This window comes from Moorena sp. SIO1F2, assembly GCF_010672755.1.
In the GTDB taxonomy this organism is placed as follows: Bacteria; Cyanobacteriota; Cyanobacteriia; order Cyanobacteriales; family Coleofasciculaceae; genus Moorena.
This window is the reverse complement of sequence record NZ_JAAHFV010000041.1, coordinates 18,302-32,271: the sequence shown is the minus strand read 5'-3', so window position 1 is coordinate 32,271 and position 13,970 is coordinate 18,302. Positions and strand designations below refer to the sequence as shown.

At 43.4% G+C, this 13,970-nt stretch carries 11 protein-coding genes; 2 read left to right on the top strand and 9 right to left on the bottom strand.

Translation table 11 applies throughout. The features are described 5' to 3' along the window. Positions 1–353: 353 nt before the first annotated feature. From F6J94_RS08180 to F6J94_RS08145, 8 genes are all read right to left on the bottom strand, one after another. Positions 354–689 (bottom strand): hypothetical protein, encoded by a 336-nt coding sequence (locus tag F6J94_RS08180; RefSeq protein WP_293038915.1) that lies wholly within the window; start codon positions 687–689, stop codon positions 354–356. Positions 690–767: 78 nt separating this feature from the next. Further along, positions 768–1,100: a hypothetical protein gene (locus F6J94_RS08175; protein ID WP_293038913.1), complete on the bottom strand. Its 333-nt coding sequence runs from the start codon at positions 1,098–1,100 to the stop codon at positions 768–770. 486 nt (positions 1,101–1,586) lie between these two features. Beyond that, positions 1,587–1,838 (bottom strand): hypothetical protein, encoded by a 252-nt coding sequence (locus F6J94_RS08170; protein WP_293038911.1) that lies wholly within the window; start codon positions 1,836–1,838, stop codon positions 1,587–1,589. Positions 1,839–2,206: 368 nt separating this feature from the next. Then, positions 2,207–2,641 carry a HetP family heterocyst commitment protein gene (locus F6J94_RS08165; protein ID WP_293038909.1) on the bottom strand — a complete coding sequence of 145 codons (435 nt, stop codon included), beginning with the start codon at positions 2,639–2,641 and terminating at the stop codon, positions 2,207–2,209. Between the two features lie 169 nt (positions 2,642–2,810). Next, positions 2,811–4,415 (bottom strand): HlyD family efflux transporter periplasmic adaptor subunit, encoded by a 1,605-nt coding sequence (locus F6J94_RS08160; protein WP_293038907.1) that lies wholly within the window; start codon positions 4,413–4,415, stop codon positions 2,811–2,813. Positions 4,416–5,212: 797 nt separating this feature from the next. After that, the gene (locus tag F6J94_RS08155; RefSeq protein ID WP_293038905.1) at positions 5,213–8,440 is read right to left on the bottom strand and encodes a peptide cleavage/export ABC transporter; all 3,228 of its coding nucleotides are present in this window, start codon (positions 8,438–8,440) and stop codon (positions 5,213–5,215) included. A 446-nt stretch (positions 8,441–8,886) separates the two neighbouring features. Then, entirely contained in the window at positions 8,887–9,192 is a 306-nt protein-coding gene (locus F6J94_RS08150) for a HetP family heterocyst commitment protein (protein WP_293024719.1), read from the bottom strand. Between the two features lie 293 nt (positions 9,193–9,485). After that, on the bottom strand, positions 9,486–9,908 hold the full coding sequence (locus F6J94_RS08145) for a hypothetical protein (RefSeq protein ID WP_293038903.1): 423 nt from the start codon (positions 9,906–9,908) through the stop codon (positions 9,486–9,488). A 1,247-nt stretch (positions 9,909–11,155) separates the two neighbouring features. On the opposite strand from F6J94_RS08145, the gene F6J94_RS08140 reads away from it, so the two are divergent. Both F6J94_RS08140 and F6J94_RS08135 read left to right on the top strand, forming a co-directional pair. Then, entirely contained in the window at positions 11,156–11,623 is a 468-nt protein-coding gene (locus tag F6J94_RS08140; RefSeq protein WP_293038901.1) for a phosphate-starvation-inducible PsiE family protein, read from the top strand. Between the two features lie 20 nt (positions 11,624–11,643). Then, the gene (locus F6J94_RS08135; protein ID WP_293038899.1) at positions 11,644–12,108 is read left to right on the top strand and encodes a nitrate reductase associated protein; all 465 of its coding nucleotides are present in this window, start codon (positions 11,644–11,646) and stop codon (positions 12,106–12,108) included. Positions 12,109–12,187: 79 nt separating this feature from the next. Here F6J94_RS08135 and F6J94_RS08130 read toward each other — a convergent pair whose 3' ends face one another. Then, entirely contained in the window at positions 12,188–13,570 is a 1,383-nt protein-coding gene (locus F6J94_RS08130; RefSeq protein WP_293038897.1) for a CBS domain-containing protein, read from the bottom strand. Positions 13,571–13,970 lie beyond the last annotated feature (400 nt).

Genomic DNA, 13,970 nt, shown 5'->3' with positions numbered 1-13,970 from the left:
ATTGTTAATAATGACTCTCCTAGACTGATTATAGTAAATTAGTAGTTGAAATGAGCTTAACCCCTTAAAGAGCAAGGAATTCAATAAAATAAAAATACATTTTTAGTAAAATTGCATTTTTAAATTACTAATTTACTATAATCAGTCTAGGAGAGTCTTTATTGTTAATAATGAATCAAGGCAAACGCATCTAAATTATAGAAACGTTACTCAGAAAAGATTTCAAACTTAATAAGTTAAAATACTTATCATATGAATCTCATATCCAGTAGGCATTTCAAAATAAGATGCGTTTACCCTGAATAATGAATCGAGGTTTACAAATTACTTAATTAGTAACTTGTCCTGATTAATTAATGACGGCTGATTCCAGAGAAGCCAATACCTACGGACTTGGAACCAGTTACTCCACCTTGCTCAATAGTGATGAAGACGCTTTCTTGCTTAGTAGCAACGTTATTACCTGCATCGCTAGAACCTTCAGATGTAGTACCACCTGAAGCGGTAATACCATTAATGTCTACGCTAGAGGTAATGCTGGTATCGAAAACTTCAGTTTCGGTGATGGTGCTGCTGGTGTTGAAAACGCTGGTGACATTGTTGTTGAATGTTATTCCAGCAATAGTAGTACCACCTTGAACTTGGCTAGCGTCAACGGATTCTAGATGGTTTAAGTCAGAAATAAGCATTGATTTTCTCCTTGTTGGTTGTTGATGATGAATCGAGATTTAGAAACTAATTAATCAGAAACTTTTCGTGATTAATTACTAACGGCTGATACCAGAGAAGCCAAGACCTACAGACTTGGAACCAGTTACGCCACCTTGCTCAATAGTGATGAAGACGCTTTCTTGCTTAGTAGCAACGTTATTACCTTGATCGCTAGAACCTTCAGATGTAGTACCACCTGAAGCGGTAATACCATTAATGTCTACGCTAGAAGTAATGCTGGTATTGAAAACTTCAGTTTCGGTGATGGTGCTGGTGGTGTTGAAAACGCTGGTGACATTGTTGTTGAATGTTATTCCAGCAATAGTAGTACCACCTTGAACTTGGCTAGCATCAACGGATTCTAGATGGTTTAGATCAGAAATAAGCATTGATTTTCTCCTTCTTTGTTGTTGATTTTATTTCTGTGGAGCAGCTTTGTTTTAGCTGTTGATATAACTATATCCATATTCCCCTAGGCATGTCTCGCCAATTTGGCTTCAAGCTTTTCTTTTTTGAAAATCACTGGATTTACTAAAAGGATGTAGTCAGCAGTAACCAATTCTGGATTAGTTCAAAGATATTGGTAATATTTATGGGGTTTTATTCAAGTAAATTATTATGAACAAACTTGTAATTATATCTAATATAAAAAAAAATGAACGCCACTTTGGCTTGATAGTAATGCTTGACTATTCCCACAACTAGTGACCAGTAACCGATTCTGAATTAGTTCAAAGAGATGGGTAATGTTGATGGGGTTTTATTGAATTAAATTCTTAGTAATGAACCGGTTATTATATCTAATCTAATTAAAAAAATGAACGCCACTTTGGCTTGATATTGATGGTTGAATCATCCCACAACTAAAGTAGGTGCTAAAGTCCGTGGGATGTCGAGTCATTAGTTAATAGCAAAGAAAACAGCGGAGCAGGGAACAGGGAGCAGGGAGCAGGGAGCAGGGAGTGTGGGAAGTGTGAGGAGAGGGGGCGTGTGGGGCGTGTGGGAAGTGTGAGGAGATGGGGAGATGGGGAGATTAAATTAATAATGTGTAGCCCTGTGAGGGCTAAGAATTGGTATAACCTGAGTTCGATATAAGCGATCGCTTGACGAAAGAGTAAGAAATACAAGGGTTGGGCAACTAGGGTAGATTAAGGCTTTCAGGGTTACGTCGAACTTAGGTTAACTAGGGATTAGCCACGCTTAAACCCTTAGATTAGGCCCGCTTAACCATTAACCGTGCCACCTAGCCCTAACCCTCAAAACTAAATTGACAAAGTACTAGGGCTGTTTTTACTAGGGCTATTTTTACTAGGGCTATCTTTCCTAGGGCTGTTTCATACCGGTCTGTGATCAGATCAAAAAACGCCTCGTCCATCAACACGGACAAGGCAGTTCTTAATGAATTAGTTTGACCACAGGCTTAGTCTGATCCGGTGTAGTGCTAAGCAGTAGTGGTAATGACAAGGAGCATGGGTAGGAAAATGATTACACCTGCTCACCACAGGGAAACCAAACAGTCTCGCCGTAAATAATCCGCTAATTTCTTGAGCATGGATTCCTCTTCTTCCAGTTCAGCGATCAACTGCTGTTCTTGATCCCCACCGTGGACCTGTGAGGTTTTCTTGCCAAGCTTCTCTACATAAGCCAGATCTTTGATCTGGCTCAAACGCTTCCGTGCATTCAAGGCTTTAGTGCCATTGTTCATCATACTAGCTTGCTTCTGTAAGATCATATCCCGGTTTTGTTTGAGCAAGCGGCTGTAGGTTCTAGAAGGCATGTAGTCTAGGGGGTTATGGCCCGCAAAGCGTAGCATCAACACACAAGCCCAAGAATACTTGCCATCAAGGATGGCTTCCTCGATCTCGCTAAACTTATCGGTATCCATCACTTTGTCGAGCTTGGTATTGGCAGAAGGAATACGATAGGTCATGGTTATTTCTGATCCTGTAAGTCTAAAGGTCAATAGTTTATAAGGTCGGGTGCAGTTAACTTGCAGATTTCAAGGAATTACTAGCAAGTTGACTACTAAGAATTAACGGTCAACTGTTAACCGTCAACGGAAAACGATCAGTCAGTGATGAAAATGAGACAACAGAGCACTATAGATCGATGCCACTTTTTTGCAGCTGTCGCATCGGATCCAATAAGAAATCGATAATCCGACGGCGGCGGATGATGATGTCAGCATTGGCGGTCTGACCAGCCTTAAACCGGATGATTTCATCATCTTCAATCACATAGTCACGGTCAAGGGACACTTTCACCTTATAGACTGAACCCATTACTTGATCAGCTTTAGCATCGGAAGAAATGGAAATCACCGTGCCTTTGATGATGCCGTAATCCTGATAGGGATAGGCATCAAATTTCACTTGCACCGGCATTCCTTCGTTAATAAACCCTGCCTCCCGAGTAGGCAAACTTGCCGATAGCACTAGGGGGGCACCTTGAGGAGCGATTTCGGCGATGCTATGTCCTGGTTGCACGACTTGACCAGTATTAGAAATGTTGAGGGAAGATATTATCCCATCCACTGGCGCTTTAAGAAACTTCTGTTTGAGCCTGGTTTTAGCAGTATTGACCAGGGTTTCATTTTCAGCAATTCTAGCTTTGATTTGGGTCAGTTCTAGTTCTAACTGTTGAATTTTCTGCTGTGTTTCTAAGCGAGTGGTGCGTCCCGTCGCTTGCCGATGCTCTAATTCTGCCTCTAGTCGCTTGATTTCTGCTAAAGTCTGTTCTAGCTCACCTCGGCTTTGGCTAGTCGCCGCTTCGCGATCGCGTATACTTTGCTGAGCTTGAAAGATTTGTTCGCGAGTACTCAAACCCTCTTGCAGTTTGCTTTCGGTAACAGCACTTTGGCTAGCACGAAAGCTTTGTTCTGCTTGAAATACCTGTTCTTTGGAGATTGCTCCTTCTGCCAACAGAGGCTTAAGATTATCGAGTCGTTCTTTAAGAGCCACTACATTAGCCCGCCGTTGCTGGAGCAGTTCTTGGGCTGTCGCCTGCACCAGCTTCATCCGTTGTAATCGTTCGCGATTAGCGGCTTTAGCTAACTGATGTTGAATGATTTGTTGTCTAATTGCCGATGCACTAGCTTGTGCTCGTGCGATCGCAGCTTGTTGTGCTTGAACTTCTGCTTGGGTAATCTGCTCACGAGTTTCTGCTTCCAGACGGGTTCTTTCAAGCAGTCCTTGCATCTGAACTAACTTAATCCGGTCGGCATTAAGCACTTTCTCTAAACGCTCTACTTCCTGAGTAGCAAGCTCTGTATCCAGTTCCACCAAGACTTCCCCAGCTTTAACCGCTTGCCCTTCTTTGACCTTAATACTAGCAATCTTCCCTGGCTCAATCGGGTCAACTTTATAAACGTCCCCTTTTGGCACTAAGCTTCCATGAGCTTTACCGACTTCATCAATCTGCCCAAACGTTGCCCAAGCCACAAATATCGTACAGAAGCTTAACCCACCCAACATCAGCAGCCGGGGAAGGTTCGCCGGAGGCTGGTCAAGGGTAGTTTGTATGGAGGTTGACCATTTGGACGTACTAGGAGCATTGGCAGTATTGGTTCCTACCTCTGTGCTGGGTGAGGCTACAGGCTCTTGGTCATAATCAGGTCTCAGGCGACCTGATGGCATTAAAACGACGTTACCCTGACGACTCGTAGCCGCCTCAGGTGGGGAGTTGATTGGTTTTGCTTGTGTCATGGTGGTAGATCACGCTAAATTAACATTTTAGGGAAATGACCAATGTTTTGGGAAAGTCAGCGGCCAATTCTCTTGCTGCCCTTAGCTTCGCGGGGCGAGTTTGGCATTGTTGGGCAGACCGAAATCCTTGGCATTACCTGACTCTACTTGCCCCTTTTTCAGATAGCTTCAATGCACCCCAAGATCAGAACTTAAACCCTTCCCCTTTAAGTAGCCGTCGGTCGGTCAAACCGCTTGGCTGAGCACGCTGTGAGGTGTGGACTTGAGCAACCTAACCCCTAGGGTTAGGCTCTCCAAGTTACCTCCGTCTCACCTTTGGTGGGGTAAATGGGAATCAATTAAACAAAGGAATGGAATTAAACAATCCTGTGAGTGTGCGTCATGGGGGATTCTCAGGGGATTCTAAACGGTTGCGCTTGAGATGGGTGTGGAGCCATATCTAAACACGTTTTTCTCCCCTTCTGTTCACACAGGGGTTTTCCACTTTTCTGATAAAAGATCAATTTCATCTGAGTATGTTGCTAAATTGGCAGATTTTTGTTTTTTTTTTACAAAGCTTGACATAGCGATAGCTAGCTTCAAATTTCATTTGTCCTTAGTCATTAGTCCTTTTCACATCACTGTGTTGCCAAATTGGCAAATTTTTACATAGTTTGATATAGTCATAAGTAGCTTCAAATTTTATTAGTCATTAGTCCTTTGTGACTAACCAGGGTCTGTTGGTATTTACAAATGACTAATGACTAAATAACTAATAACTAATAACTCATGACTAATGAGCACTTGTTAACGATATATTAAAGATCTAGCTGCTGCTGCGCTAGATGATAGTAAAGACCTTGACGATCCATGAGTTCCTCATGGTTGCCTTTCTCGACCAGAACACCTCGGTCTAGGACAAGGATGCAGTCAGCATTGCGCACTGTAGAGAGGCGGTGGGCGATGATGAAGGTAGTGCGATCGCGACTAATGCGAGCTAAGTTTTGTTGAAAGCGGCGCTCGGATTCTGTATCTAGGGAGCTAGTCGCTTCATCCAGAATCAGAATCTTGGGGTTGCCCAATAGGGCTCGGGCTATGGCAATCCTTTGTCGCTGTCCACCAGAAAGGGTAGATCCTCGCTCTCCGACTTTAGTATTATATCCCAAAGTCATACCTTGAATAAAGGCATGGGCTTCTGCTAGTTTAGCTACCTCTACGGCTTGATCCAGGCTGAAATCTGGTCGGTAGAGAGTGATATTTTCGACAATTGTCCCCGAGAACAAGAAACATTCTTGGGGTACCACACCCATTTGAGAGCGCAAGGATTGGGGAGAAATATGGCGGATATCGTGTCCATCTATCAAAATACGACCATTAGTCGGATGATAGAGACCTTGGAGTAGCTTCACCAAGGTACTCTTGCCCGAGCCACTGCGCCCCACTAGAGCTATGGTTTCTCCAGCCTTAACGTGTAGGGAAATATTCTGTAGGATATTGCGATCCTCATCCTCCGAGTATCGGAAGGTAACATCTTCCAATATTACATCACCCTTAATCTCAGGTAGAACCAGCATCGGTTCTTGAGGATTCTCCTCTGGCTTAGCAGATAAGACATCATTCAGCCGTTCTACAGACACCAAGATTTCTTGAAACTCATCCCAAAGATTCACTAGAGCCAAAATTGGACCAGTCACTCGGCCAATGAGCATATTAAACGCGACATACTGACCGATAGTAAGCTGCTCATTAATTACTAAGCTAGCGCCAAACCAAAGTAAAGCGGTGCTGCTGAGAGTATTAATTAGAGAACTAATTGACCCCAACCCGTTCGCTAGGTTTCTACCTTTAAATTGTACATTCAACTGATTGGTGAGGCGATCTTCCCAGCGCCAGCGCACTTCTTGTTCCGAAGCCGCCGTTTTTACAGTAGCAACCCCTGACATCATTTCCACTAACATAGAATTTTGTTGGGCTGCTTCTTTAAAGATTTCCCTGGACACCTGACGTAGAAACGGACTGGCGATCACAGTCAAGATGGCGATGGGTAAAATCGTTGCCAGCACCAGCAAGGTTAAGCGCCAATTGTAGTAGAGCATCAGTCCAATATAGACAAACACCATCACCACATCTAGCCAAGTAGCAATCGCTTGCTGAGTTATAAAACCCTGAATTTTTCCAGTTTCCTGAATTCGGGTCAGGATATCCCCCACCTGGCGGGATTCAAAAAACTTCAGAGGTAAGGTCAGGGTATGGTTTATGAACCCACTGACGAAGGTGAGACTAAGCCGATTAGAAAAGTAGTCGAGTAAGTAGCGTCTGGTTATACTAACCCCAATCGTCCAAATGCCAAAGATGATTAGACCAATGGAGAAGACATTGAGAGTGACCAGGCTTCTGTTGACAATCACCCGGTCAAGAATGATCTGGGTAAATAGGGGACTAATCAGACCAAAAACCTGAAGGATGAGGGTAGCGAGGATAATTTGCAGCAGAACTGAGCGATGGGGCCATAGCAACCCCCAAAACGGCCCTAGAGAGCGTTTGTCGCTGGGAGTAACTGCTAGTTGGGGAGTTGGATCCAATAGCATGGCATACCCAGTCCAACCTTGGAGAAAGTCTTTGCGAGGAAGCGATCGCTTCCCCACTGCTGGATCAGCAACGAGTACCTTATTACCCTTTACTTGGTAGACAACAATATAGTGATCCCCTTCCCAGTGAGCAATCCAAGGATTACTCCGATCGGCTAAGCGACCTAAAGAAGCCCTGACTGGACTAGCTTGAAAGCCTAAACTTTCTGCTGCTTTAGATAAACCTTTGAGGGATGAACCAGAACGGCCCACTCCTGCCAGTTCCCGCAGGGAGTTGAGAGCAAACCGTTTACCCCAATACTGCCCAATCATGGCTAAGCAGGCAGCACCACAATCCGAGGAAGCTTGCTGCTCAATAAAAGGATAGCGCTGCCAAAACCTTAGGAATCTCCAACCCTGCTTTGCTGGTTTGGGAAAATCAAAGCTTTCTGACTGACTCGGTTCAAGGGGCGTTTGTTGCTTAGGAGGTTCTAAAACTCGCCGAGTCGGTCGTGCTCTAGTCTGGTTTGGATGTGGTGACGGAGTATGGGTCTTGTTAACTAGGCGTTGATGGGATGGAGATTTACCGTCACCATTTTTAGCAGTTTGCCTGTTCTCCTGATCTGGTGACTCGGTGGAGTTAGCCAAAACTGGTGCGATCGCGCAAGCCGCTTGCCAATGCTCTTGAGGCAGCTGGTAAAGCAATACATCAGTTTGGGCAATCCAATCTGTTGGTACTGACATCGGATATCCCCAACTTTCTCCGATGCTAGGAAATGGAGCAGAGGAATTTGCCTCTGTTCCTTCTGGCGTTCCCATTTGACCACTACGTAGCCAGCAATGCCCAGCTTGGGAAGAGGACACCAGAGACTCCCCAGCCTCAATGCGTCTTTCTACGATGTAGGGCAACAGTTGATTTAGGGTAACAGCGTTAAGCGTACGCAATTTGGTCAAAGTCTTGAAGAAAATTAGGCATTGCCGGTGCTGGGCTTGTTTCCCCAGGATTTCCGACCACTTTGGCAACCTTTCCAACCAAGGCAAGAGTTGATTTAGCGAAATACGAGCAACTTGTCCTGAACTCGCTGCGATCGCTCTGTAAGGATAGGATAGACTACCTAAGAGATCATAGGCACCAAAGGTTTCCCCTTCTTCGAGTACCTGTATGGAAACCTCCCGCTGTTTTTCAGCATCAAAGCCTAGTAGTCGTACCCGCCCCTGACAAACTAGGTAAAGATATTGGTGATCTTGTTCAATCTCAACAGAATCTTGGGATAGCTCTGGTTTAGTATAGGCAATGATTTTATCCCCTAGCTGGAAGTGATCAAGGTCAAATGATTGACTAAATTCATAGTTGAGCTTTGGATCAACTGAGTCTAGGGTCAAGCTTTGAAGCACTACTGATAAATTGCTAGCAGGGTCTGGGTTGATGGCAGACGGTGGTAACCCATGCTCTGCCGAATCCCTGATTATATTCTTCATATGTTAAACATTGAAAATTGATTTTTAACAATTAACCATTTACAATTAACCATTTACAATTAACTACATTTAGTTAGCTAATAACTTAGGGTTTGTCAAGTCATTAACCGGCTCTTTACCAATAATTCACAAAAAATTCACCAAAACTTTAAGTAAACTTCATTTAAACTTTAAATTACCCCTATAGCATCTGGTGTAAAGTAAACCCAGACGGGTAGGGGGTAGGGAGATAGGAGGTCAAGTCTGAGTCAGATCATCAAGCCAATAGATGTCAGCTAGATGCAAGCAGATAGGGCGGTTGATGCGAGTGCAGTTCAACAGATTAAAAGGGAAGACGTTGACAAGTAGGCTCTGCATCAATCATCCATCAATAATCCATCCAACTGACCTAGGCAGGTGGGTTTTGTTCAGACTTGATGAATCTCCCAACTTTCCCGCTTAGCTGACTAGACCTTACTAACAACCTGTGATTGTGAGACAGGGGTTTTGCCAACTGGATGCTTACCAGCTTGACTATTTTCTTTGATTAACCGATTGTAGGTTCGGTAAGGGATGTAATGGAGGGGGTTGTAGCCAGAAAAACGCAGAACTAACACACAAGCCCAAGAATACTTGCCTGCGATGATAGCTTCTACGACCTGGTTAAGCTGCTCATTAGTCATGACTTGTTCAGAGCTCGTAGAGGTTGATGTTGGTTGAGATGTTCTACTAGTTGATGGTCTACTAGTTATTGAAAGCAATTTTTTGGCCATGGTAATCACCCAGAATTAACGACATCTTGTAATGGTCTATACCCAACTGGCAAAGGGAAGTTGCCAGTTCACCGGGGTAATAATTAAGCCTTGGAACAGGTTAAAGATTATTGCAATTGCGACCCATCTCTTACTATGGGGTTTTAGCTCATAGTTCTTGGTCTAAACATTGTATAAACACGCTTTGCATAAACACGCTTTGCATAAACACGCTTTGCTGCTACAAACTACCGTGGGGTACAATAACAAACTCTCAATCCAAGGATTAATCGGTGGCACATGTTGAGGCTCATTTACTCAACATATGCCACCGTGAACATTGGCCACAATGGATTCAACAACTGCTGGAGTAGAACAGAATTGAGTTTGAGATCAATTACCAACTTAAATACTTGCCAGTGGGGTGGGATTTTTCCAATCAGCCCCATATCAGTCCCTTGTAATGCGGGCAGAGCAGTGATTGCAGTTATGTCACAGAAGACTTTCAGGAGATTGAACATCCCTTGCAGTAAGCTGATTTCCCCCTTTTTGGCTCCCACCGATACTGATACGTTTGACGATAGCACATCATTCCGGAAATAGCTGCTATCCTGTTCAATGGCTTCAGTGCCAACACCCGTGTCGGAGGTGTCAGATGTAAGAGCCCTCAGCAATCTGTTCGAGATAGTTAACCCACAGCACTGCCAGCCATGGCTAGGGTCGTCAGTGGGTTTCAAAGCTACTGTTTTAAGGTTCAATTTGCTAAGCACCCCTGAAAAGCTCTTATTAAAAAGCTGGATTAGAGAACGCGGCGATGGCTTCCGCTTTCCTAATGGTATGTTCATGAGTATGTCGGATAATTTTTTCAAAGTTGATGCTGTTGTGACACCTAATGTTACACCTAATTTTTCACAATACCAGAGGCTTCCCTAAATAGACTAAGCGCAGATGTAGTGAAACATTGATCCTATTTCAGGCCCGTTACAACAACAAATACAAACCCTTATTAAATTCCTCTGTCTTTAGACAGAACACTTTTCTGTTGTCTGGAGTAAATCCCCAAACACCTAGACACCGAAACAGATGAGCACCTGAATTTACAAATCTTCTAGAGTTTTTATCTAGAGTTTCTGTGTGGCTAACTGCTGAGCTGAGCGCTTTAAGTATATCTACTCAGCCTTAGCTCCATAAAGGCGATAGCGTCTAGCCTGAAGTAGTTACAAGTTCTATTAAAAAAGCTGGCCGAGTGAGCTGAAACAATAAAATCACGCTTCTTGAGCATAGTTACCCTCTTTGATTATTTCAAAAAAGACAAATCCAAAATTGGATTAGTTTGGCTGTAAGGTTGATGAAGTTATATTTCACGCCGATGCTCTTGAACGTGAAACTTTGTTCATCTACAAAAGGAAATCTAGTAAATTCGAGGGGTGGTTGTCAAGCGAAAACTCACATTTATTTTAGACATTCACATTTTATTCATATTTTCTTCACAAAATGACCAAGATTACGCAAATTTCACAGAATCTTCACGTAATCTTGAGTAAACTGACAAGGAAATCTAGGAGCTAGATGTCACCCTACTCAACTTAAAGGGAAATTTCATGAAATCTTTACTATATCTTTACTAAAACTTGCTCCAGCCCCAATGTAAATTTTTGTGACAAATATCATGGTCAATCTGCCCCCTCTGTCCCCTCTTACGGTCTATTCTCCCTCTGGGGCTAGTGAACTAAGGGACTTCGTCAAGTGTAGTCGGCTCAGTGACCAATTACCATTTACCAATTACCGTCAATCATTGCATGAATCAGCAACGCCCTCCCTATTGCTGATCCTCTTGGCTTTATGACGTCATAGAGATTGCGATAGTTGAACATCGGAGGTGGCATCAGGGAAAGGCAATCACGACATTGACTGATCTGTTAGGTTAATACCCCGTGCAAGTGTTAAAATCAACCATCATCTGTCTTTTTACTAACCTATTTTTATGAGGCGGTTAAGACAACTCTTCCAAAAACTTAGAGATGCAGGCAAAGATGAGAATTTCTTATACGGGCTAAATCTGTTCGAGGGTTTTGTTTCCAAAGTTCTCTCTTTGGTGATGGTGGTGGTAATATTGGTGGCACTTAGTAGCCTAGTTATTTCACTAGTTAAAGAAATAACCAATCCAGAAGCAATAGTTTTGAGCAAAACACTTTTCAAAATATTTGGACTGTTTCTAAATATTCTCATTGCACTAGAAATTTTAGAGAATATCACCGCTTATCTGCGAAAACATGTTATTCAACTTGAGTTAGTTGTTGTTACGTCTTTAATTGCCGTTGCCCGTAAAATCATTATTCTTGACCTGAAAACCACTTCTGGAAGCCAGGTTATTGGATTAGCAATTGCCATTATATCTCTATCAATTAGTTACTGGATTATACGGAGTACTAGCACAAGAAAACATTATTAATGAATAAGTTTGAGAAGATTATGACTAATTTTTTCCAATTTGAAGCCGATTTTGTGGATTATTTACGCTGTATTCCTATGCAAGTGCGAATGAAATTAGACACTTGCGGCATCAAACTTAAACTGAGCCACTGGCATCAGTTTAATCAACAAGAGCGTCAGCAACTGGTAGAGTTACCCTGCACTACGACCGAGTCAATCCAAAAGTATGGAGACTATGTTCAACAGCTAGTTATCAACTATACAGGAAAACCCGCTTCTAATTTACCGGTTGATCCCCAAGCTCCCTGGATGAATTCTCAGGTAATTCCAGCTACCGTGGCGGAAAAAGCTATGGAATTTGGAGTCGTAGTAACTACTCAACAGTGGGCAGCACTAACTCCGATCCAACGTTTTGCCCTGATTAAACTGACGCGCCCTAGTCATGAAAACAAAAACTTTTTACCAGCACTCAAGGAATTCCAATTAGTTGTTGTTGACAGTTAACCTACCCGATAAGGGAAGCATCAGGGGAACTTTAAAAAACTCAGAGCAAGTCAAATATGCCGATTAAATCTCGATTAGCTTAACTGCTAGAAGTACCTACCTGATCTACCACGACCTGATCCCGACAAGACTGGTTTTGGGCTTTCTGTATTAGCTCTCGCATTTGATCAACATTATCTAAGGCTGAATTAAGCTGGCTTTGACGTAATTCTGATGATAGGTTAGACTGGTTAAGTAGGTTTTCTAGAATAGCTTGAATAGTGTTGAGCAGGATACACAGTTGATAATCTTGACTGGTACCCAAGTTACTTTTGGGATAGTTTAAAGCCTCACACTGTTGGGAATGATTTAATCCTTGACCCTCTATCCGTTGTGACAAAATCACTGTTAGTTCTCTGTTTTGGTCTTTGTTGGGTGGCTCTGATTGATGATTAAAACTATCTCCTGATAAAGCGATCGCATTTTCTGGAACCTCCCCAGACTGCTCACCAGGGGTAATCGCTTTGTGGGATTTGTTAACAGATTCTTTTGCTGGGTCTAATTGCTCAACGGTTTGCTGCAATGTCTCCACAATGCCATACATTTCCATTGGGTCAAACACTCGCAGCAGGGTGGTTTGGGTGACAATACCGATTCCTTGACCCCAATTCCAAGACACCACCAATCGCCGCACACGACGCTTTTGCATTTCCTGATGAGCTGTCCATAGAGAATCTTCAGGACTCAGCAGAAATAGAGGTGTACTCATGACATCCTGAGCCTGGACTTTAGACAAATTCAGCTTGAGAGACTGAAATTGGACAATATCCCGCTCTGTGACAATCCCCACTGGCAGACAGTTATCCTCTCCATTGTCCGAGGTAATCACCACACAACTAACTCGGTGCTTATTCATGAGTTGGGCTAAACTCAATACTGAGACAGCTGGAAGCGCATGAACCACCTGGGGGGTCATCACTTCTGATACCCGCCTTAACTTGAGCAGATTAGCTGGTCGCAATACCTGGCGAATTCGCTCTGGTGAGACAACACCCACGAGCTGACCGTGATCATCCACAATTGGTAAGTGGCGAATCCGATAGCGACGAAATATGAATAAGGCGGCAAAGATATCCCGACAAGCAGTTTGAGGAAACGTAATCACCGGCTGTGCCATGACCTCAGCTACTGTTACCTCTTCAAAGTTAATTCCATTAGCTGTTAGCCGGACAATATCCCGCTCAGTAAAGATTCCCAGCAACTGGTCTGAGTGCATTATCAAAACGCAGCTAGACCGTGGCTCACGAATGCTGAGCTGGTCTGACGGTGAGTGGAAATTCGGCAATGAACAACTTTTGCCTCCCTCCTGACTCATCAAAGCAATTATGTCTATTAGGAGAGTATCAGGAGCAACGATCAAAGGCTGATGGTCAATTGCCTCTTCTAGGGTTGGGGCGCAGATAAGTCGGTCGTTGAGTTGCATAATTGATTTGATGGGTGAACTTCCTTGACCTACGACCGCCGCCAACCGCTACAAACTATGGCGCTGGTGTCATGGCGCTGGTGTCTTTACTGAGACTGCTCAGTCAAGGATTTTTATTTTGTCTTGCCAGCGGTTGCGCGATGAAGCGAACGCGCCCCGCGTGGCCTACGGCCTCAGCTTCCGCGCTTGAGCGAACGCATATCCATGAACTGCTTAACCATCAAGACAAAACCCATAAAGATACTGGTAACCTTGGGTTTTGTAGAGGGATGTTACGGACAAATCCCACAAATCCAGAAATAATATGCACATAACTTGTATAAAGGTATATAATAAATAGATGTTACAGCAAAATAATCTTTAATCCTTATATGACATAGCTTTTGGCTTTCAGAGGTTG